The sequence below is a fragment of the Clostridium disporicum genome, assembly GCF_001405015.1.
Classification (GTDB): domain Bacteria; phylum Bacillota; class Clostridia; order Clostridiales; family Clostridiaceae; genus Clostridium; species Clostridium disporicum_B.
On record NZ_CYZX01000002.1, the window covers coordinates 88,043 to 108,663 of the forward strand.

The window sequence follows — 20,621 nt, forward strand, 5'->3', positions numbered from 1 at the left end:
ATAGTATTTATATGCTTATGACTTTATAATATTATTATTTTATTATCGGATTTTTTAAATAATCTGATTTTGGATTTAAATTTGGGTTAAGAATAGAATAAGCTTTTGTTGCTAAAATATCTAATTCCAATAATGGATTATTAGGGTGTTTAGGAACTTTTGTAATCAAAGGTATAGAAGAGGTCTTTTTTATTGAAGATAAAATTTCTCTTCCTTTTGAATTAAACCCTAAAATTCGTCCAAAATTATATTGACTTATAGTGTTTTTATCAAAGTTATAATTATCAAAGCCGATAAAGATTTGAGTAAGTAATCTTGAAATTTTTGTGTAAGTATATCTTTTGCTTTTTACTCTAAGAATTAAATCATCATAAGAAGTGCTGTCTATAACTTCTTTTAATATTTTCTTATCTAAACCTTCTGATGCTTCATAAAGATTGTTAAAATTTACGCAATTAGTTGAGATTTTATATCTTAAAAATTTATATAAATCTTCATCAAAAGAAAAAGTGTATCCATCGTTTTTTAGGGATTTTAAAATATTATATGATGGTTCTGGCATTACTGAACTCAAAGTGTTAATAGAGTATTCATTATCAGAAAGTGCTTTTCTAATAGATGTAGCAGAAGAGAAAGTACTTTCTATATTAGTTTCATTGTAATTGCTGCCTTCACGTTTTAAAGTATATGGTTTTATTTTGCTTTTTTCTAATAGAATAGCTTTAATATATTCTATTCCTAATATATTATTTGAAGATGAAATAACATCTTTAATAGAATCATCCTTTGAAAAATCTATTAGTGATTTTTCTCTAGCTTTAGCAAAAGAAATTCCTTCTTTAAGATTGTTTTTTAACATATTGTTAAAAGAGTCATTATTTGTAGTTAAAATTTTAGCAATTTTATAAAGTGAATCCACGTCTCCGCATTCAGAACCAAAGTAAAGATTATCTACGACTCCTAGAGAATTTAAAATAGAGACAGCACCTCTAGCGAAAATTTCAGCAGAAGAAACTGCGTAAAAAGTCGGTAACTCTAGTACCAAATCTACTCCGTTTTCTAGAGCCATTTCGGTTCTTTTCCATTTATCGATTATCGCTGGACCACCTCTTTGTACAAAATTTCCGCTCATTATACATACTATTCCATCACAGTTTGTAGCTTTCTTTGCCTCGGTAATATGATATAAATGACCGTTATGAAATGGATTATATTCTGTAATTATACCTGTAATATTCATATTAGCGCTCCTTTTAGGGAAATATAAAATCATTATAACATAAGATAAAAAAAGTAAAATAAGTTATAGTAAAATGATATAATACATAATATTCAGAAAATTAATAATATAAAGAATTAAATATTTAAAGTAAATTTCTATTGAAAAATATAGCTATATAGGAGTATATTAGATAATGAATGATTCGTCCTTGTGACTACGAAAGGAGAAATTAAAATGGAACTTATGAATAAATTATTCGAAGCTGCAAAAGCAAATAAGCAAAGAATAGTTTTACCAGAAGGTGAAGAGCAAAGAACTATAATTGCTACTGAAGAAATTAAGAACCAAGGGTTAGCTTATCCAATACTAATTGGTAATCAAGAAAATATAATGAATATGGCTAAAGAGCTTAATGTTGATTTATCTGGTGTTGAAATAATTGATCCTAACAGTTATGAAAAGATTGATGAGTATGTAAAAGCCTTTTATGAAATAAGAAAAAATAAAGGTATGACAATGGAGAAAGCTGAAAAAATAGTGAGAGATCCACTATATTTTGGTACTATGATGGTTAAGTTAGATGATGCTGATGGTATGGTATCAGGTGCTATACACACTACAGGAGATCTTTTAAGACCAGGTCTTCAAATCATCAAGACAACTCCAGGGGTATCAGTTGTATCAAGCTTCTTCATAATGATGGTACCAGATTCACCATATGGAGAAAATGGTATGTTATTATTTGCAGATTGTGCTGTTAATCCAAATCCTACATATGAACAATTAGCAGCAATAGCTATAGCTACTGCAGATACTGCTAAAAATTTATGTAAGGTAGAACCAAGAGTTGCGATGTTATCATTCTCAACTATGGGAAGTGCTGATCATGAGCTAGTTGAAAAGGTAAGAAAAGCTACTGAACTTGCAAAAGAATTAAGACCAGATTTAATGATCGATGGAGAAATGCAATTAGATGCAGCTATAGTTGGAAAAGTTGCTGCTCAAAAAGCTCCAAATAGCAAAGTTGCTGGAAGAGCAAATGTATTAGTGTTCCCAGATTTACAATCAGGAAATATTGGATATAAATTAGTTCAAAGATTTGCTGGTGCTGAAGCTATAGGACCTATGTGTCAAGGTTTTGCTAAACCAATAAATGACTTATCAAGAGGATGTAGCTCAGAAGATATAGTTAATGTAGTTGTGCTAACAGCTGTTCAGGCTCAAGCTCAAAATAAGTAATATATTAAGAGGTGTTTATAAATGAAAGTATTAGTAATTAATTGCGGAAGCTCATCATTAAAATATCAATTAATCGATATGGCTACAGAAGAATCTTTAGCTCAAGGATTAGTTGAAAGAATAGGAATCGAAGGTTCTGTTTTAACTCAAAAAGTTGAAGGAAGAGAAAAATATATAGTTAAAGAAGCTATGAAAGATCATAAAGATGCTATAAGATTAGTTTTAGCAGCTTTAGTAGATGAAAACAACGGAGTTATTTCATCTATGGAAGAAATCAATGCTGTAGGACATAGAGTTGTTCACGGTGGAGAAAAATACAACAAGTCAGTTGTTATAAACGATGAAGTTAAAAACTATATTGAAGAATGCTTTAAGTTAGCTCCATTACATAATCCAGCTAATATGATAGGTATCAAGGCTTGTGAAGAATTAATGCCAAACACTCCAATGGTAGCTGTTTTTGATACTGCTTTCCACGGAACAATGCCAGAAGAAGCTTACCTATATGCTTTACCATATGAATTATATGAAAAGCACGGAATTAGAAAATATGGATTCCACGGAACTTCTCATAAATACGTTTCTCAAAAAGTTGCAGAAGTTATGGGTAGAGATATAAAAGATCTTAAGATTATAACTTGTCATTTAGGAAATGGATCAAGTGTATGTGCAGTTAAAAATGGAGAATCAGTTGAAACTTCTATGGGATTCACACCACTTGAAGGTTTAGCAATGGGTACTAGATCAGGTAGTATAGACCCAGCTATAGTTACTTTCTTAATGAAAGAAGAAGGATTAACTGCTGATGAAGTTACAGATTTATTAAATAAAAAATCAGGAGTATTAGGAATTTCAGGAATAAGCTCAGACTTTAGAGATATTGAAGATGCTGCTTATAAAGAAAAAGTTCACAGAGCTCAATTAGCTTTAGATATATTCCACTACAAAGTAAGAACTACTATAGGTGCATACGCTGCTGCTATGGGTGGAGTTGATGCTATAGTATTCACAGCTGGTGTTGGTGAAAATGGACCAGAAACAAGAGAAGAAATACTTAAAGGATTAGAATTCTTAGGTGTTAAATGTGATACAGAAGCAAATAAAGTTAGAGGAAAAGTAAGAGAAATATCTACAGCAGATTCTACTGTTAAAGCATTTATAATTCCAACTAACGAAGAGTTAATGATTGCAAGAGATACTTTAGAATTAATATCAAAGTAATTATTATATAAATAGCTTGACTTTTAATGTCGGCGTAGATATAATAAATTGTGTTTGAAATGGGTAAATTAAAGCCTAAGGAGTGAAAATGGTGCTTTGCTCAAGCTATACGTAATGTATAATATATCTTCTTTAAGATATGAGGAGTAAAATCCAGAGCTTATAATTATGGAAGTACAATTTTTAGATTTACTTGTCAAAGATGGAAGAAAGAAAGCGGTTGATTTCTCACTTGATTTAGAACCTATAAAGTTTGAAGGAGAAATCATTAAAGCAATCAAACCTGTTAAGGTAGAGGGACAAATAGTATCAAGAAATGATGTTCTTGAATTAGAAGCCACTATCAAGACAGAATTAGAACTTAATTGTTCAAGGTGCTTAGATACCTTTATCTATCCAATAGATATTGATATAGAAGAAAGGTTTACAAATAATAAAGAACTTCAAGATGAAGAAGGGATTATATTTGTAGAAGGGGATACTTTAGATTTATCCCTAATTGTTGAAAATAGTATTATTTCAACCTTACCTATCAAGAGACTTTGCGCTGAAGACTGTAAGGGTCTTTGTTCCAATTGTGGAGCCAATTTAAATGTTGACAAATGTAGTTGTAACAATTATGATGTCGATATTAGGCTAGCAAAGCTCAAAGAGTTGTTTGGGGAATAAGGAGGTGTAATAATGGGAAATCCAGCGAGAAAGACATATAGAGCAAAAAGAGATTCTAGAAGAGCTCAAACTTTTAAGTTAAGCTTACCAGGAATAGTTGAATGTCCACAATGCCACGAAATGAAGATGGCTCACAGAGTTTGTAAGAACTGTGGATTCTACAAAGGTAAAGAAGTTGTTGCTTCAACTGAAGAATAAAGAAAGTCATATGACTTTCTTTTCTTTTATATATAAAGAAATAAAGGGGTGAACCAAATGAAAATAGCTATAGATGGTATGGGTGGAGATCATGCACCTAAGGCTGTAGTAGAAGGTGTTGTAAAGGCTACAGAAGAATTTAAGGATATAGAATTTTTCATAACAGGACCAGAAGAACAGATTAAAGAAGAGTTACAAAAGTGTAATTATATTGGAGATAGAATAAAGATAGTAAATGCTACTGAAGTTATAACTAATAATGAGCATCCAGTTATGGCTATCAGAAAGAAAAAGGATTCAAGCATTTGTAAAGCTTTAAACCTTGTTAAAGATAAAGAATGTGATGCTGTTATCTCTGCAGGAAGTACAGGAGCTTTCTTAGCTGGATGTACTTTTGTCGTAGGTAGAATTAAAGGAATAAAGAGACCAGCACTTGCGCCAATAATGCCAGGAAAAAATGGGCCATTTATGATAGTTGATTGTGGTGCTAATGTTGATTGTAAGCCAGAGCATTTAATTAATTTTGCGTATATGGGAAAAGAGTATTATAAGGGTGTTATGGGAAATAATAATCCTAAGGTAGGACTTGTAAATATAGGTGCTGAAGCTGAAAAAGGAAACGAATTAACTAAAGCTACTTATAGTTTATTAGAGCAAGAGGATGGATTAAACTTTGTAGGTAACGTAGAACCTAGATATATTTCAGATGGAGACACTCAAGTTTTAGTATGTGACGGATTTGTAGGTAATACAGTATTGAAAATGTATGAAGGTACTGCATCAAATCTTTTAAATATAATTAAAGAAGAGATTTTATCAACAGGAATAAAATCAAAAATTGGAGCAGTTTTATTAAAGCCTGTTTTTTCAAATATTAAAAAGAAGTTTGATTATAAAGAATATGGTGGAGCACCATTTTTAGGTGTAGATGGTATATGTATAAAAGCTCATGGAAGTTCTGATGCTAAAGCTTTCAAAAGTGCAATAAGACAAACAAAGAATTTTTATGATAGTAAGGTACTAGATAAGATAAAAGAAGGTTTAGAAAACAAGTAATTTATATTGCTTTTAATATTGACGAGTAACTTAATATATAATATTATCTAAGTGGGTGAATTTAGGAGGTGAGAATATGTTTGAAAAGATTAGATCAATAATATCTGAAAAATTAGGTATCGATGAAGAAGAAATCACAATGGAATCTGCTTTTATTGAAGATTTAAATGCAGATTCATTAGATATAGTTGAACTTATTATGGCTTTAGAAGATGAATTAGAGATGGAAATTCCAGATGAAGAAGCTGAAACTTTCGTAACTGTGGCTGATATAGTTAAGTTTATGAAAGAACATGGTGAGGAATAATTAAATCCCGCAATATTGCGGGATTTAATGTTTAAAACAAAATTAGTCTATTCTTGAATTTGTTTAGAAATAGAAGCAAGTTGAAGAATATACTTGTAAGGAGCTGTACAAGATGAATAACTTTTATCAAAAAGAAGTGGAGGATGTAGTAGGGATAAAATTTAATGAACCGAGTTTATTAATGACTGCATTGACACATTCTTCATATGCTAATCAACATAGAGATGAAGCATACAATGAAAGATTAGAATTTTTAGGTGATTCTATTTTACAATTATGTATTACTGAATATCTATTTCTAAATTATAAGGATAAAACTGAAGGTGAATTAACAAAGATTCGTAGTTTAATAGTTTGTGAAAATTCACTGTATGAAATTGGAAGAGAACTGAATTTAGGATATTTTTTAAGAATGAGTAAAGGTGAAGAGCTTACAGGAGGAAGAGAGAGAGTATCTCTTATAGCTGATGCTGTAGAAGCTTTAATTGCTGCAATATACCTAGATAAGGGGTTAGAATTTACTAAAGATTATATTTTAGGTAGGTTTGAAAAAATAATTAAAAGAGCAATTAATAATGACATAATATTAGATTATAAAACTAAACTTCAAGAACTATTGCAAAGAAATGGTGAAATATCTATAGTATATGAATTAATTAAACATGAGGGACCACCTCATAGAAGAAAATTCTTTACTCAATTAATAATAGATAATAAAGAGTTTAGTAAAGGCGAAGGTTATAGCAAAAAGGAATCGGAACAAAATGCAGCTAAGTCAGCTCTAAAGATTTTGGAGGATATAAATGAGTAAGAACTACTATATTATACCTGTTTTTATATCTCATCAAGGCTGTCCACATCAATGTGTATTTTGTAATCAAGATAGAATAGCTAGAGTTGTTGAGGATGAAGTTACAGAAAGTGATGTTAGAAAAACAATAGATGATTACTTAGAAACTATAGATGCAAAAGGAGCAACTTTAGAAGTTTCTTTTTTTGGAGGAACATTTACAGCAATACCGGTACAAAAGCAAAAAGAATTACTAAGTGTAGCGTTAGAATATAAAAATAGAGGTTTAATTCATAATATAAGACTATCAACTAGACCAGATGCTATAAATAGATACATCTTAGATTATTTAAAAGAATATAAAGTTGATATTATTGAACTTGGAGTTCAATCTTTAGATGATGAAGTTCTAATAAAAGCTGGTAGAGGACATACTGCAGAACAAGTAAAAGAAGCATCTATACTTATAAAAGAGTATAATTTTACATTAGGTCATCAAATTATGCCAGGATTACCTGGAGATACTTTTGAGAAGGATATATATACAACAAAAGCTTCTATTAGTATGAAGCCTGATATATGTAGAATATATCCAGCACTTATAATCAAAGATACTCCGATGGAGAAGATGTATGAAAGAGGAGAGTATATACCATATTCCTTGAAAGAAGCAGTAGATATATCTACTGAGATGTTAAAGCTTTATAAAGAAGCTAAAATTAAAGTGATAAGAATAGGACTTCAACCAACAGAATCTATAACATGGGGGCAAGATATTATCGATGGACCTTTCCATCCAGCATTTAGAGAACTTGTTGAAGGAAATTTAATATGTAGTAGCTTAAAAGAGAAAGCGCCTTGTGATAAGGATATTATTATAGAAATTAATCCTAAAGATGTAAGTAAGCTATATACAAATAAAAAGGAATATTTTAAAGAATTCACTAATAATAGAAGTGGAAAAGTTTTTGTTAAAGTTGAAAATAAAGTTAAAAGAAATAGAATTAGATTAACTGTAATCGAAAAGAAAGAAGAGTTTAAAATTTAGTATAGTTTCAATCATTATAAGGGAGTTAGCTTATTTGCCTAACTCCTAAAGTTTTATTATATAAAGATATAAGTCTATTTATTGAAATTTTTATATCTTTGCTATAAACTAAGAATGAATGGAGTGATAATAATGAAAAAGAAGACTAGAGAAAAGTTAGTTTATATTATTTCGATATTTATGTTGGTAGCATTTATATTAGGATTATTACCAGCACTTATATAAATAGATAAGGAGTGTGCCAATGTTTTTAAAGTCACTAGAAGTACGTGGATTTAAATCCTTTGCAGATAAAACAGAGCTAAACTTCAAAAAAGGAATAACTGCAGTAGTAGGACCAAATGGAAGTGGAAAAAGTAATATATCAGATGCGGTTAGATGGGTTTTAGGTGAACAAAGTGTTAAAAGCCTAAGAGGTGGAAAAATGGAGGATGTTATATTTGCAGGTACTCAATTTAGAAAACCGGTAGGACTAGCGCAAGTTTCACTTTGTTTAGATAACTCAGATGGTTCATTACCTATTGAATATAATGAGGTAATAGTAACTAGAAGAATATTTAGATCTGGAGAGACAGAGTATCTAATAAATAAACAAAAGTGTAGATTAAAAGATATAGTAGAATTATTTATGGATACAGGTATAGGTAAAGAAGGATATTCATTAATAGGGCAAGGTAAAATAGATGCTATATTAAGTGGAAGACCTGAAGAAAGAAGAGCTTTATTCGAAGAAGCAGCAGGTATTGTTAAATATAAGGCTAGAAAAGAAGAAGCTGAAAAAAAATTAGAAAATACAGAAAATAATCTTGTAAGAATAAGAGATATAATATCAACTTACGAAGAAAGATTAGGACCTTTAAAAGAAGAAAAAGAGAAAGCTATAAAATATAAATCTTTAGCAGATGAGTTAAAGGTTAAAGAGGTCTCTTTAATAATTTATCATTTAAATAAAGTAAAAGCAGACTTAGAGATACTAGTAAAAGAAATTGAAGAAAGAGAACGTGAAATAGGTTCAAAAAGAGAAAATATATCAAGATATAAGAGTGAAATTGTTTCTTTAGAAGAGGCTATAGAGGAAATAGAAAGAAAGAATAAAGAAGAGAGGGAAAGATATTATAGCGAAAAAGAATCTATGGCTAAAAACTCAAAAGACATAGATTTATTTAAAGAAAGAATATCTAACTTTAAAAGCCTAATAGCAAAAGAAGAAAAAGAAATAAATGATATAAGAGTTAAATTAAATGATTTAAATAAAGAAAAAGAACTTTTAGAAAAAGAGATAGATGATAAGCTTGAAGAAAGAAGACAGAAAGAACTATCAATAAGAGAAGTAGAAAGAAATATTTCGGAGAATAATAGAGATATTTCTAAAATAGAAGCAGAATTAAATAGATTAAAAGATAGTGAATATGAATTCTTATCTAAAAACTCTGAAATAAAAAATAATATAAAATCCATAGAAAAAGATATATTAAACACAAATGAACAAAAGGAAGCTTTGGTTCTATCTATTAATAATCTTAAGAGTAATTTAACTATTAATATAGCAACTATTGAAAAGTTAAGAGAGAATGTTTTAAAGACAAAAAATGATATAAAACTTCTTGAAGAAGGCGTAATAGAGCTTAAGAGAGAATTATCTAAAACACATAACAAGTTAAATCAAAAAGAAACTCAAATAAAAGTTCTTACAAGAAACATAAACGGTTTAGAAGCTACTCACTCCGCATTGAGTAATTTGGAGAAACATTATGAAGGATATAATAGAACTGTAAAAAATTTAATGGAACATATCTCAGATGGGAAAGTACAAAATATTGGAGATATAAAAGTATTAGGTGAAATATTTAATGTTGATAAACAATATGAAATAGCTATTGAGATTGCATTAGGTGCAGCTATTTCTAATGTAATAACTAAAAGTGATAGAGATGCTAAGGTTTTAATTCAATATTTAAAATCAAGAAATTTAGGAAGAGCTACATTCTTGCCGCTTAACATAATAAAAGGTAAGAGGCTTAATGTTCCTGAAAATTTAAAGAAGATTGATGGATACATAGGGATAGCATCTGATTTGATAATTGTAGACAAGAATTATAAAGATATTGTTGATTATAATCTTGGTAGAACAATAATAGCAAAAGATATGGATTCAGCTTTAGTTATTTCAAAGGCTGGAAATCATAATTATAAAATTGTAACCTTAACAGGAGAAGTTATAAATCCAGGAGGAGCCTTAACAGGAGGAAGTATCCAAGGGAAGAGTGGTAATCTTTTAGGAAGAAAAAGAGAAATAGAGGAAATTGAAGTTAAGGTAGAAAAATTAAAAGGTGAGTATAAAAAAGAAAGTGAACTTTTACAACAGATAAAAGAAGACATTAAAAAGATTGATGAAGATATAATTGATAGAAGAGAAGAAATTCATCAAAAGAATATTGATTTAACTATTTTAGATGGAGAAACAAAAAACCTTGTAATTGAAGGAGAAAAAATTAAAAAATCACTAGAATACTCAAATGATGATTTAAAAAAGAAAGCAATATTTATTGATAGTTTAAATAAGCAATTAGAAGTAAAAAATGAAGAACTTAAATCATTAGGTATAAAGAATTTTGAAAGTAAAGAAAAAATAAAGCTTCTTGAAGAATCATATGATATTAAGAAAAGAGAATTAGATTTATTAAAAGAGAAGGCTACAGAAATGAAAATTTCTAGAGCAACCTTAGATGAAAGCATTCAAGGTAAGAAAAATGAGTTATATTCTAAAAAAACAAATATTGCGGAAAGAGAACAGAATATAAAAAATCTTTTATGGGAAATTAATGAAAAACAAGATAATATTAAAGCTTTAGAAGATGGAATAAAAAATAAGACAGCTATAATTGAAAAAATTAATGATAATATTAGATCTTTAGAGGAAGTTTTTAAAGAAGATGAAATTAAAAAGATTTCATATAAAGAAGAACTAAAAGTAAAAGAGACTTTAGCCAATGAAATAATAGAGGATGTAAGGGTTTTAGAAGCTGAACTAAATAAGAGAACAATTCAAAAGGTAAAATTAGATAGTGAAGAAGAGGGACTATTTAGTAGGTTAAACGGAGAAATTAATTTAACTTTAGCAGAGGCTATGGAAATCGCTATAGAAATTGATAATATCTTAAAAGTTAAAGAAGAGATAAGTAGATTAAAAGGTAAGATAAGCGCCATAGGTACTGTAAATTTATCTGCAATTTTAGAATATGATGAAGTTTTAGAAAAGTATGAATTTATGTCATCTCAAGAGCTGGATTTAGAACAAGCAAAGAATGAGCTGTTAGATGTTATAAGTGAAATGACTATAAAAATGCAAAAAATGTTTAGAGAAAACTTTGAAATATTAAATGAGAACTTTGGAGAAACATTCAAAGAGTTATTTAAAGGTGGAACGGCAGAGCTTATATTAGGTGAGGGTGATGAACTAAATGCTAATATAGTCATAAATGTACAGCCACCAGGGAAAAAACTTCAAAATATAAATCTTATGTCAGGAGGAGAAAAGGTACTTTCTGCAATAGCATTATTGTTTGCTATATTAAAGATGAAGCCTACTCCATTCTGTATATTAGATGAAATTGAAGCTGCTTTAGATGATGCTAATGTATTTAGATATGCAGAGTTTTTAAAACAGTTCTCTGATAATATTCAGTTTATAGTAATAACCCATAGAAAAGGTACTATGGAAGTAAGTGATGTTATGTATGGTGTTACAATGGAGGAAAAGGGTATATCTAAAGTTGTTTCCGTAGACTTAACAGAGAATTAGGAGGAAGATTATGTTTGGAAAATTATTTGATAGCTTAAAAACAGGATTAACTAAAACAAGAAATGCGTTAACGGACAAGATAAATGAAACTTTAAAACTTGCAGTAACAATAGATGAAGATTTATATGAAGAACTTGAAGAAATTTTAATTATGGCTGACATAGGTATGGATACAACAATGGACATAATTGAAAGGCTTAAAGATAAAATAAGAAAAGAAAAGATTAATGATGTTGAAATGGTACAACCTGCTTTAAAAGAAGTTATAGCAGAGATGATGAAGGGCACTGATGAAGTAGTAGATGAGTCAGGAAAAAAAGTAGTTCTAGTTATAGGGGTTAATGGAGTAGGTAAAACTACATCAATAGGGAAATTAGCTGCTAAAAATAAGCAAGCAGGTAAGAAAGTACTATTAGCAGCGGCAGATACTTTTAGAGCTGCAGCTATTGATCAATTAGTAGTGTGGAGCGAAAGAGCAAAAGTAGATATAGTTAAGCATGGAGAGGGATCAGATCCAGCAGCGGTAGTTTTTGATGCTATTAATGCATCAAAAGCAAGAAATGTAGATTTATTAATTTGTGATACAGCAGGAAGACTTCATAATAAAAAGAACCTTATGGATGAGCTTGGAAAAATAAATAGAATTATTGAGAGAGAATATTCAGGGGTGAAAAAAGAAACTTTATTAGTTTTAGATGCTACTACAGGTCAAAATGCTGTGATTCAAGCAAAGCAATTTATGGAAGTGTGTCCTGTTGATGGTATAATATTAACTAAATTAGATGGAACTGCAAAAGGTGGAGTAGTAATTTCTATTAAAAATTCTTTAAATATACCTGTAAAATATATTGGTGTAGGTGAAGGAATAGAGGATTTACAAGAGTTCGATGCAGAAAGTTTTGTAGAAGCACTATTTTAATTAAGAATTAATAGTTAATGACTAAAGTCAGTGAAGACTGGCTTTAGTTTAAATAAAATAAAAAATTAAATTTTAAAATAAATTTGTAACATTAAATTTAGTTGGATTAGTGAATGAAATGCTAGTAAAATAGCTATTTTAGCGTTTTTAAATATGAGAGAAAACATTAGTAAAAAGTGTTAAGTAAAAATACTTGACACATATAAATACTTCTGTTAAAATCTCATATGTGGGTAAGGTGATTACATGGAAGATAGGGTTGAGATTTCTTTATTAATGGATCTATATGGTGCATTATTAACAGAGAAACAATATAGTATTATGGATTTATATTATAATGAAGATTTATCTTTAGCTGAAATTGCTGAATTAAATCAAACGAGCCGACAAGCAATCCATGACCTTATTAAAAGATGCTATAAACAATTTCTAACTTATGAAGGTAAATTGATGTTGCTAAAAAAGTCGTTAGAAAGAGAAAAAAAGATAGCTTCACTTTTAGATGATATTGATATGAAATATTCTATTGACAAAATAGATTATGATAGGTATAAAGAGATTCTAGAAGAGCTATAAAGGCATATTAGGAGGTTAACATGGCTTTTGAAGGATTAGGCGAAAAGCTACAAAGTACGTTTAAGAAGCTTAGAGGTAAAGGTAAAATAACTGAAAAAGATATTAAAGAAGCCATGAGGGAAGTAAAGCTTGCATTATTAGAAGCTGATGTTAATTTTAAAGTGGTAAAAACTTTTGTTAAGAATGTTAGTGAAAAATGTGTTGGTAGTGAAGTTTTAGAAAGCTTGACACCTGCTCAGCAAGTTATTAAGATAGTTAATGATGAACTTACTGATCTTATGGGTGGTAGTGAGAGCAAATTAGAATTTGCAAGCGTAGGACCTACAGTAATTATGTTAGTAGGGCTACAAGGTGCAGGTAAAACTACAATGTGTGGTAAGCTGGCACTACAATTAAGAAAGAATCACAACAAGAAACCACTTTTGGTAGCTTGTGATATATATAGACCAGCAGCGATTAAGCAATTAGAAGTTGTTGGGAAGCAAATTGATGTTCCAGTATTTCAAATGGGTGATAAAGTAAGTGCAGTAGAAATAGCAACTGAAGGTATAAAGCACGCAAGAGAAAATGGAAATAATGTAGTGATTATTGATACGGCTGGTAGACTTCATATTGATGAGGCTCTAATGACTGAACTAGAAGATGTAAAAAAAGCTGTAAATCCATCAGAGATTTTGCTTGTAGTTGACTCTATGACAGGACAAGATGCTGTAAATGTTGCAGAAAACTTTAATAATTCTTTAGATTTAACTGGTGTTATTTTAACTAAGTTAGACGGAGATACTAGAGGTGGAGCTGCACTTTCAATAAGACATATGACATCTAAACCAATTAAATTTATTGGTGTAGGTGAAAAAATGAGCGATTTTGAAGTATTCCATCCAGATAGAATGGCTTCAAGAATTTTAGGAATGGGAGATGTTCTTTCATTAATAGAAAAAGCCCAAGAAGCAATTGATGAAAAAGAGGCTAAGGAACTTGGCCAAAAGATGATGGAGAATGATTTTACTTATGATGACTATTTAACTGCTATGGAGCAGATGAAAAAATTAGGTTCATTAAGTAAAATTATGGAGATGATACCAGGTGTTCCAAAAGAAATGAAGGATATTGACTTTGATGCTAGTGAGAAACAACTAGGAAGAGTTAAAGCAATTATATATTCAATGACTCCAAAGGAAAGAAAAAATCCTAAATTGTTAGCTGGTTCTTCTTCAAGAAAGAAGAGAATAGCTAAAGGATCAGGAACATCACTTCAAGAAGTTAACAAACTTATAAAAGGTCATGAAATGATGAGAAAGCAAATGAAGCAGATGAAATCATTGACTAAAAGGTCTAAAAAAGGACTGTTTGGCAAATTGCCTTTTTAAGTTGAGATAAATTTTAATCCTTTAAAGGAGGTGAAATAAACATGGCAGTAAAAATCAGATTAAGAAGAATGGGTGCTAAAAAAGCTCCTTTCTACAGAGTTGTTGTTGCTGATTCAAGAAGCCCAAGAGATGGAAGATTCATCGAAGAAATCGGGTACTACAATCCAATAACAGAACCTGCAGAAATCAAGATTGATGAAGAAAAAGCTACAAAATGGATAAAGAATGGTGCTCAACCTACAGACGTAGTTAAGAGACTTTTCGATAAAGCTGGTCTTAACAAGTAATTTTTAGGAGGTGAAGTCTGGTGTTAGTTTAACATCAGAGCCTAATGAAAGAATTAGTAGAAGTAATCGCTAAGTCATTAGTTGATAATCCTAATGAAGTTCATGTAAATGAAGTTCAAGGAGAGCAATCATTAATTCTTCAATTGAAGGTTGCTCCTGAAGATATGGGTAAGGTTATCGGTAAACAAGGTAGAGTAGCTAAAGCTATTCGAACTGTAGTAAAAGCCGCAGCATTAAACGAAGAAAAAAAAGTAGCAGTTGAAATTATCGATGCAAAGAGTTAGGATTTTCCTAGCTCTTTTTTTATTAATCTTTGATATTTTATAAAAAGTTTGATATAACTAATAGATGAAGATAGAAAAATAGATAAAACAGGAGTGAAAATAGTGAGCGAAGTATTAAAGGTAGGAAAAATAGTAAATACTCATGGTTTAAAAGGTGAAGTTAAAGTTATGGCTTTAACTGATGATCAACGTAGATTTGATGATTTAGATTATGTTTTAATAGATAATAAAGAAGTAAAGATAGAGAGTTGTAAATATCAAAAAGATAGAGTTATTGTTAAACTTGAAGGAGTTAATAAAGTAGAAGAAGCTGAAAAGTTGAAAAATAAATTTATGGAAATTCCAAGAGAATTTGCTGTAGAGTTAGATGAAGATTGTTACTTTCTAGCAGATTTAAGAGAGTGTACTGTGTTTGATACAGATGGAAAAGAAATTGGTGAAGTATATGATATAATTCAAACAAAGAATAACGATGTATATTGGATTAGAAAGCCAAAAGAAGTTTTGATACCAGCATTAAAAGATATAGTGACAGAGATAAATATAGATGATAGAAGAATTATCATTAGACCTATAGGAGAATGGATGGATGAAGATTAATATTCTTACTTTATTTCCTGAGATGTTTGATATTTTTAATCATAGTATTGTAGGAAAAGCAAGAGAGAAAAACTTGATTAGCATTGAAGCAACTAATATAAGAGATTATACTTTAAATAAGCATAAAAAAGTAGATGATTATCCTTATGGTGGTGGAGCTGGAATGGTTATGTCTGCACAACCAGTAGTAGATTCTATAAGGGCGGTAAAGAAAAATAATAAAGGTAAAGTCATATTTTTAGGGCCAAGAGGTAAAACTTTTGATCAGAAAATGGCTGAAGAATTATCAAAAGAAGATGAACTTATATTTTTATGTGGACATTATGAAGGAATAGATCAACGAGCTTTTAAGGAAGTTGATATGGAAATTTCTTTAGGTGATTTTGTTTTGACTGGAGGAGAGATGGCTGCAATTCCAGTTATTGATTCAATTTTAAGACTTGTGCCAGGAGTTTTAAATAAAGAAGAAAGCCATCAAGATGAATCTTTTTCTGATGGATTATTAGAATATCCTCAGTATACAAGGCCTGAAATTTTTGAAGATGAACGAGTTCCAGATGTATTATTATCTGGACATCATGAAAATATAAGAAAGTGGAGAAGACTTCAATCTTTGTTGGTAACTAAGGAGAGAAGAAGTGATTTATTTAAAAAAATCACTCTAAGTAAAGAGGATATAAAATTATTAAATAGCAAAAAATAATAGCTTGAAATATAATTATACTTATGTTAGAATATGTTTTGTGCTAGTACGGGCGGTCCTCTGTCAAAATATTTGTTAAGAACGTCAATTTATCATTTAGGAGGGAATGCACAATGAACGAAATTTTAAGAGCTATAGAAGCAGAACAAATCAGAACTGACTTACCTAACTTTAGAGTTGGAGACAACGTTAAAGTTCACGTAAAAGTTAAAGAAGGAAACAGAGAAAGAATCCAAGTATTCGAAGGAACTGTTATCAAAAAGCAAAACGGTGGTTTAAGAGAAACTTTCACAGTTAGAAGAGTTGCTTACGGTGTTGGAGTTGAAAGAACTTTCCCAATGAACGCACCAATCATCGAAAAGATGGAAATCACTAGAAGAGGTAAAGTTAGAAGAGCTAAGTTATTCTACTTAAGAGATAGAGTAGGTAAGGCTGCTAAAGTTAAGGAATTATTAACTAGATAATTTAAGTTAATAAAGATATTAAGGGACTTAGTATTAAGTCCCTTTTTCTTGTAATAAAATACTTTTATATGTCAAGAATAGAGATAGGAGTATTAAAAAAGTAAATTGCAGTTAAATTTATGCATATTTAAGGAAGAGGTGTAGAATATGGCTACAATAAATTGGTTTCCTGGTCATATGAAAAAAACTCAAAGGGAAATAAAAGAAAATTTAAAGTTAGTAGATGCGATTATAGAGATAAGAGATGCAAGAATTCCAAGGAGTTCAGCAAACCCAGATATAGATAAATTGTGTGGAAATAAACCAAGAGTAATTCTTTTAAATAAAAGTGATCTAACAGAAAGTAAAGTTACAAAAGCTTGGATAAAGGAATTATCAAAGGAAAATGTAACAGCGATAGAAGTCAATTGTCTAAAAGGTCAAGGGTTAAATCAAATTAAACCTGCATTAGAAGCTCTATTAAAAGAAAAACATGATAGATTAAGAGCTAAGGGATTAGTCAAGATAATGACTAGAGTCATGGTAGTTGGAATACCTAATGTAGGAAAGTCTACTTTTATAAATAAGATGGCGAAAAATAATATAGCTAAAACTGGAGATAGGCCAGGGGTAACAAAGAGTAAACAATGGATTAAAACACCATTAGGGATTGAAATGTTAGATACGCCAGGAGTTTTATGGCCAAAATTTGAAGATGAAACAACTGCATTAAATCTTGCTTTCACAGGAGCAATAAAAGATGAGATTATGGATACAGAGGAACTTTCATATCTTTTAGTAAAAAGGCTTCAAGAAAATTATGCTAAAGAATTAATGACTAGATATAAATTAGAAGAAGTATGCGAAGATCCATATGATACTCTAAGTGCTATAGCAAGAAAGAGAGGATGCTTAATGTCAGGTGGAAGAATTAACTATGATAGAATAGCAACGATACTTCTTGACGAGTTTAGAGGTGGAGTAATAGGTAATATATCACTAGAACGTCCAGATGATATATTAGTTAAAGGAGAAAACTAGTATGAAGTTACTAAATAGTGATATAGTAGCGTTAAAATTTAAAGATATAAAGGAAGAGGTAGCAAACATTGATGTAAGCTCTTCTTATAAAACAGCAGAGTTTGATTCTATAGTCGATTTACTACTAAAAGATTCAAGAAAAAATGTAAATGCATTAGGAAATAAACTTCTAAAAGAAAAAAATAAAATTTTAGATGAAATAAAAAGAGTTAGAGCCATGTATGATTTTGATAAATCTTTTGGAGACTTTAACATAATTGCTGGTGTAGATGAGGTTGGTAGAGGACCACTTGCCGGACCAATAGTTTCTTGCGCTGTAGTATTAGATTTAAATGTTTTAGATGAACAATTATTATTATGGATAAATGATTCTAAAAAATTAAATGAAAAGAAAAGAGAAGAACTAGCAGAGATAATAAAAGAGAAAGCATTAGCTTATCATATAGCAAGTTGTGATTCGGAAGAAATAGATAAAAGAGGCATAGGAGTATGCAATAATGCGGTATTTCTTGAAGCAACAAACTCGTTGCAAATTAAGCCTGACTTAGTTCTTTCTGATGGATATACTATTAAGGGGATAGATATCCCAAATAAGTCAGTGATTAAAGGGGATACTAAATCAGCTAATATAGCAGCAGCATCAATAGTTGCAAAAGTTTATAGAGATAAGCTTATGAAAGAGTATGCTGTTAAATATCCATATTATGCATTTGAAGAAAATGTTGGTTATGGAACATCAAAACATATTGATGGAATTAAAGAATATGGGCCTTGTAAAATACATAGAATGTCATTTTTAAAGAATATATTAGAGGATTAATAGAGTCTAAAGGCATCTTTGATGTGATTAATAGCAAAATCTTGATTAAATTTATTAAACAGTACTTCAATTACATCATATCTTATATTATACTTGTTAAGTTTATTAATTAAAATGTAATAAGAAGAGACTTTTATTATTTGTCTTTGTTTATAGTAGGTAACAGATTCCACGGGTAATCCATAGGAATTTGTGTACCTACTTTTTACTTCTGTAAAAATTATAATATCATTAATTGTACTAATAATATCTACTTCACCTAATCTGTTTCTATAATTCATTTCTAAAATTCTATGGTTAAGGTTTATAAGATATTTGGAAGCTAAATTTTCTCCATAATTCCCTATATTTTTATTATAATTATTCATTATATCACTCCTATATATTTTAAAATATTATCCAAACAAAAAGAAAATTATTCAAATCATATGTGTTTAAGATAAGATTCTATGTCAATAATCCTAGAAGGGTGATAAAAATGGCAATAAAAATAATAAGTGCAACACATCGTGGACTTGATGGAGTTTTAATAAGTGTAGAAGTGGATATTATGAAAGGGCTACCAACATTTAATATAGTTGGTTTACCAGATGCATCAGTTAGGGAGTCAAAAGAAAGGGTTAGAGCAGCTATAGTTAATAGTGGATATGAATTTCCATTAGGAAGAATAACTATAAACCTATCTCCAGCTGATGTAAGGAAAAATGGGACACTATTAGATTTACCAATAGCATTAGGAATTCTAATGGAGTCTAATCAAATTATTAAGAGAGATCTTGAGAAATTCATAGTTTTTGGTGAGTTATCATTAAGTGGAGAGTTAGTAGGTATAAAAGGGGCTATCCCTATTATTTTTGAAGGTGATAGTAAAAAGAAGAAAAATTACATATTCCCTTTAGATAATTTAAGTGAAATGAGACATTTTACTCTAGGAAATTTCTATCCATTTAAATCATTAGAGCAAGTTGTTTCTTTCATAACAAATGAAGATTTGCTTCCCTATAAGAATAGGAAACAAATTAATAAAGGAAAAGAAAAATTCAAGTTGGATTTTGGAGATATTATAGGGCAATATACAGCAAAAAGAGCTATGGAAATAGTTGCTGTAGGTAGACATAATATATTTTTATTTGGTTCTCCTGGATCTGGAAAGAGTATGCTGGCAAAAGCATTACCATCAATATTACCACCATTAACTATTGAGGAGCAAAAGGAAATTGCTAAGATATATAGTGTTTCTGGATTATGGAATAAAGGATATTTTATAGAAAGGCCGTTTAGAGCTCCGCATCATACTACAACTAAAACTGCGCTTATTGGTGGAGGTAACGAAATAAAGGTTGGAGAAATAACTTTAGCTCATAATGGAGTTTTATTTTTAGATGAGATTCTAGAATTTAGCAATGAGTTACTAGAAGTATTGAGACAGCCTTTAGAAGACGGTATTATAAATATTTCGAGGTTAAGAGAAAATTATACATTGCCAAGTAAATTTATTCTTGTAGGAGCATTTAACCCCTGTAAATGTGGAAGATTTATGGAAGATGAAAATAATTCTTTGTGTGAATGCACAGAATATGAAAAAAGGCGATATTTAAATAAAATATCTAGGCCATTAATGGATAGAATCGATTTATTTAATTATGTTCCTAGAATAAAATACGAAGAAATTACTGACAAAAAAGACTATATTGATTCTGACAAGATGCGACAGAAAGTTTTAGAGGCTGTTGAAAGACAAAGCTTTAGATTAAAGGATACAATTTATAATTATAATTCAGAGATTGTTGGTAAAGATGTATTTAGAATATGTAACATAAGTTCTAAAGGAAAGAAAGTACTAGAACAATATTATAATAAATACAATATAACTCTTAGAGGATATGTAAAGATAATTAAAGTTGCAAGAACTATAGCTGATTTAGAATGTAGTGATGAGATTGCTGATTACCATATAATTGAAGCTTTGCAATATAGAAAGAATGCTTTTGGTGAAATAATATAAAGTTTAAAGGGGAAGTAGTTA

At 29.7% G+C, this 20,621-nt stretch carries 22 protein-coding genes; 20 read left to right on the forward strand and 2 right to left on the reverse strand.

Annotated features, from left to right (window positions below):
* Nucleotides 1–34: 34 nt before the first annotated feature.
* Nucleotides 35–1,240: a nucleotidyltransferase gene (locus ARA56_RS01605; RefSeq protein ID WP_055263273.1), complete on the reverse strand. Its 1,206-nt coding sequence runs from the start codon at nucleotides 1,238–1,240 to the stop codon at nucleotides 35–37.
* 216 nt (nucleotides 1,241–1,456) lie between these two features.
* On the opposite strand from ARA56_RS01605, the gene pta reads away from it, so the two are divergent.
* The 19 genes from pta (at nucleotide 1,457) to ARA56_RS01700 (ending at nucleotide 18,595) form a co-directional block, all read left to right on the forward strand.
* Entirely contained in the window at nucleotides 1,457–2,461 is a 1,005-nt protein-coding gene (gene pta, locus ARA56_RS01610) for a phosphate acetyltransferase (RefSeq protein ID WP_055263275.1), read from the forward strand.
* A 21-nt stretch (nucleotides 2,462–2,482) separates the two neighbouring features.
* A complete protein-coding gene (locus ARA56_RS01615) occupies nucleotides 2,483–3,682 on the forward strand; it encodes an acetate kinase (RefSeq protein WP_055263277.1) in 1,200 nt (399 codons plus the stop codon).
* A gap of 168 nt (nucleotides 3,683–3,850) precedes the next feature.
* Nucleotides 3,851–4,351 (forward strand): YceD family protein, encoded by a 501-nt coding sequence (locus ARA56_RS01620; RefSeq protein WP_055263279.1) that lies wholly within the window; start codon nucleotides 3,851–3,853, stop codon nucleotides 4,349–4,351.
* Nucleotides 4,352–4,363: 12 nt separating this feature from the next.
* Complete coding sequence (rpmF, locus tag ARA56_RS01625; protein WP_005213472.1) at nucleotides 4,364–4,549, forward strand: 50S ribosomal protein L32; 186 nt, start codon at nucleotides 4,364–4,366, stop codon at nucleotides 4,547–4,549.
* A 57-nt stretch (nucleotides 4,550–4,606) separates the two neighbouring features.
* A complete protein-coding gene (gene plsX / locus ARA56_RS01630) occupies nucleotides 4,607–5,605 on the forward strand; it encodes a phosphate acyltransferase PlsX (RefSeq protein ID WP_055263281.1) in 999 nt (332 codons plus the stop codon).
* A 76-nt stretch (nucleotides 5,606–5,681) separates the two neighbouring features.
* Nucleotides 5,682–5,912: an acyl carrier protein gene (acpP, locus tag ARA56_RS01635; RefSeq protein WP_032118133.1), complete on the forward strand. Its 231-nt coding sequence runs from the start codon at nucleotides 5,682–5,684 to the stop codon at nucleotides 5,910–5,912.
* Between the two features lie 112 nt (nucleotides 5,913–6,024).
* The gene (gene rnc, locus ARA56_RS01640) at nucleotides 6,025–6,723 is read left to right on the forward strand and encodes a ribonuclease III (protein WP_055263283.1); all 699 of its coding nucleotides are present in this window, start codon (nucleotides 6,025–6,027) and stop codon (nucleotides 6,721–6,723) included.
* Nucleotides 6,716–7,750, forward strand: coding sequence for an elongator complex protein 3 (locus tag ARA56_RS01645; RefSeq protein ID WP_055263285.1), 1,035 nt, complete (start codon nucleotides 6,716–6,718; stop codon nucleotides 7,748–7,750). The genes rnc and ARA56_RS01645 overlap by 8 nt, the downstream gene beginning before the upstream one ends.
* Before the next feature lie 244 nt (nucleotides 7,751–7,994).
* On the forward strand, nucleotides 7,995–11,552 hold the full coding sequence (gene smc, locus ARA56_RS01650; RefSeq protein WP_055263287.1) for a chromosome segregation protein SMC: 3,558 nt from the start codon (nucleotides 7,995–7,997) through the stop codon (nucleotides 11,550–11,552).
* A 10-nt stretch (nucleotides 11,553–11,562) separates the two neighbouring features.
* The gene (gene ftsY / locus ARA56_RS01655; protein WP_055263289.1) at nucleotides 11,563–12,471 is read left to right on the forward strand and encodes a signal recognition particle-docking protein FtsY; all 909 of its coding nucleotides are present in this window, start codon (nucleotides 11,563–11,565) and stop codon (nucleotides 12,469–12,471) included.
* Nucleotides 12,472–12,717: 246 nt separating this feature from the next.
* Nucleotides 12,718–13,047: a putative DNA-binding protein gene (locus ARA56_RS01660; RefSeq protein ID WP_055263291.1), complete on the forward strand. Its 330-nt coding sequence runs from the start codon at nucleotides 12,718–12,720 to the stop codon at nucleotides 13,045–13,047.
* A gap of 20 nt (nucleotides 13,048–13,067) precedes the next feature.
* Complete coding sequence (gene ffh, locus ARA56_RS01665; protein WP_055263293.1) at nucleotides 13,068–14,417, forward strand: signal recognition particle protein; 1,350 nt, start codon at nucleotides 13,068–13,070, stop codon at nucleotides 14,415–14,417.
* A 41-nt stretch (nucleotides 14,418–14,458) separates the two neighbouring features.
* Nucleotides 14,459–14,704, forward strand: coding sequence for a 30S ribosomal protein S16 (gene rpsP, locus ARA56_RS01670; RefSeq protein ID WP_032118140.1), 246 nt, complete (start codon nucleotides 14,459–14,461; stop codon nucleotides 14,702–14,704).
* Between the two features lie 44 nt (nucleotides 14,705–14,748).
* The gene (locus ARA56_RS01675; RefSeq protein ID WP_032118141.1) at nucleotides 14,749–14,988 is read left to right on the forward strand and encodes a KH domain-containing protein; all 240 of its coding nucleotides are present in this window, start codon (nucleotides 14,749–14,751) and stop codon (nucleotides 14,986–14,988) included.
* Between the two features lie 102 nt (nucleotides 14,989–15,090).
* Nucleotides 15,091–15,588 (forward strand): ribosome maturation factor RimM, encoded by a 498-nt coding sequence (rimM, locus tag ARA56_RS01680; protein ID WP_055263295.1) that lies wholly within the window; start codon nucleotides 15,091–15,093, stop codon nucleotides 15,586–15,588.
* Complete coding sequence (trmD, locus tag ARA56_RS01685) at nucleotides 15,578–16,291, forward strand: tRNA (guanosine(37)-N1)-methyltransferase TrmD (protein ID WP_055263297.1); 714 nt, start codon at nucleotides 15,578–15,580, stop codon at nucleotides 16,289–16,291. Before rimM ends, trmD begins: the two co-directional genes overlap by 11 nt.
* Nucleotides 16,292–16,404: 113 nt before the next feature.
* Nucleotides 16,405–16,755 carry a 50S ribosomal protein L19 gene (gene rplS / locus ARA56_RS01690; protein WP_055263299.1) on the forward strand — a complete coding sequence of 117 codons (351 nt, stop codon included), beginning with the start codon at nucleotides 16,405–16,407 and terminating at the stop codon, nucleotides 16,753–16,755.
* Nucleotides 16,756–16,902: 147 nt separating this feature from the next.
* Complete coding sequence (gene ylqF, locus ARA56_RS01695) at nucleotides 16,903–17,775, forward strand: ribosome biogenesis GTPase YlqF (protein WP_055263301.1); 873 nt, start codon at nucleotides 16,903–16,905, stop codon at nucleotides 17,773–17,775.
* Between the two features lies 1 nt (nucleotide 17,776).
* A complete protein-coding gene (locus ARA56_RS01700) occupies nucleotides 17,777–18,595 on the forward strand; it encodes a ribonuclease HII (RefSeq protein ID WP_055263303.1) in 819 nt (272 codons plus the stop codon).
* On the opposite strand, the gene ARA56_RS01705 is transcribed toward ARA56_RS01700, so the two are convergent.
* Nucleotides 18,592–18,963 (reverse strand): YraN family protein, encoded by a 372-nt coding sequence (locus ARA56_RS01705; protein ID WP_055263305.1) that lies wholly within the window; start codon nucleotides 18,961–18,963, stop codon nucleotides 18,592–18,594. The two genes, ARA56_RS01700 and ARA56_RS01705, sit on opposite strands and share 4 nt — an antisense overlap.
* A gap of 110 nt (nucleotides 18,964–19,073) precedes the next feature.
* Here ARA56_RS01705 and ARA56_RS01710 point away from each other — a divergent pair, with 110 nt between their 5' ends.
* Nucleotides 19,074–20,600: a YifB family Mg chelatase-like AAA ATPase gene (locus ARA56_RS01710; RefSeq protein ID WP_055263307.1), complete on the forward strand. Its 1,527-nt coding sequence runs from the start codon at nucleotides 19,074–19,076 to the stop codon at nucleotides 20,598–20,600.
* Nucleotides 20,601–20,621: the final 21 nt, after the last annotated feature.

What these genes read in the sequence shown, in the direction of transcription:
- rnc (WP_055263283.1), top strand. Translation starts at nt 6,025, where the DNA reads ATGAATAACTTTTATCAAAAAGAAGTGGAGGATGTAGTAGGGATAAAA.
- plsX (WP_055263281.1), top strand. Translation starts at nt 4,607, where the DNA reads ATGAAAATAGCTATAGATGGTATGGGTGGAGATCATGCACCTAAGGCT.
- acpP (WP_032118133.1), top strand. Translation starts at nt 5,682, where the DNA reads ATGTTTGAAAAGATTAGATCAATAATATCTGAAAAATTAGGTATCGAT.
- ARA56_RS01700 (WP_055263303.1), top strand. Translation starts at nt 17,777, where the DNA reads ATGAAGTTACTAAATAGTGATATAGTAGCGTTAAAATTTAAAGATATA.
- ARA56_RS01675 (WP_032118141.1), top strand. Translation starts at nt 14,749, where the DNA reads ATGAAAGAATTAGTAGAAGTAATCGCTAAGTCATTAGTTGATAATCCT.
- ARA56_RS01710 (WP_055263307.1), top strand. Translation starts at nt 19,074, where the DNA reads ATGGCAATAAAAATAATAAGTGCAACACATCGTGGACTTGATGGAGTT.
- ARA56_RS01620 (WP_055263279.1), top strand. Translation starts at nt 3,851, where the DNA reads ATGGAAGTACAATTTTTAGATTTACTTGTCAAAGATGGAAGAAAGAAA.
- ARA56_RS01660 (WP_055263291.1), top strand. Translation starts at nt 12,718, where the DNA reads ATGGAAGATAGGGTTGAGATTTCTTTATTAATGGATCTATATGGTGCA.
- pta (WP_055263275.1), top strand. Translation starts at nt 1,457, where the DNA reads ATGGAACTTATGAATAAATTATTCGAAGCTGCAAAAGCAAATAAGCAA.
- ylqF (WP_055263301.1), top strand. Translation starts at nt 16,903, where the DNA reads ATGGCTACAATAAATTGGTTTCCTGGTCATATGAAAAAAACTCAAAGG.
- ffh (WP_055263293.1), top strand. Translation starts at nt 13,068, where the DNA reads ATGGCTTTTGAAGGATTAGGCGAAAAGCTACAAAGTACGTTTAAGAAG.
- smc (WP_055263287.1), top strand. Translation starts at nt 7,995, where the DNA reads ATGTTTTTAAAGTCACTAGAAGTACGTGGATTTAAATCCTTTGCAGAT.
- trmD (WP_055263297.1), top strand. Translation starts at nt 15,578, where the DNA reads ATGAAGATTAATATTCTTACTTTATTTCCTGAGATGTTTGATATTTTT.
- ftsY (WP_055263289.1), top strand. Translation starts at nt 11,563, where the DNA reads ATGTTTGGAAAATTATTTGATAGCTTAAAAACAGGATTAACTAAAACA.
- ARA56_RS01605 (WP_055263273.1), bottom strand. Translation starts at nt 1,240, where the DNA reads ATGAATATTACAGGTATAATTACAGAATATAATCCATTTCATAACGGT.
- ARA56_RS01615 (WP_055263277.1), top strand. Translation starts at nt 2,483, where the DNA reads ATGAAAGTATTAGTAATTAATTGCGGAAGCTCATCATTAAAATATCAA.
- rplS (WP_055263299.1), top strand. Translation starts at nt 16,405, where the DNA reads ATGAACGAAATTTTAAGAGCTATAGAAGCAGAACAAATCAGAACTGAC.
- rpsP (WP_032118140.1), top strand. Translation starts at nt 14,459, where the DNA reads ATGGCAGTAAAAATCAGATTAAGAAGAATGGGTGCTAAAAAAGCTCCT.
- ARA56_RS01705 (WP_055263305.1), bottom strand. Translation starts at nt 18,963, where the DNA reads ATGAATAATTATAATAAAAATATAGGGAATTATGGAGAAAATTTAGCT.
- rpmF (WP_005213472.1), top strand. Translation starts at nt 4,364, where the DNA reads ATGGGAAATCCAGCGAGAAAGACATATAGAGCAAAAAGAGATTCTAGA.
- ARA56_RS01645 (WP_055263285.1), top strand. Translation starts at nt 6,716, where the DNA reads ATGAGTAAGAACTACTATATTATACCTGTTTTTATATCTCATCAAGGC.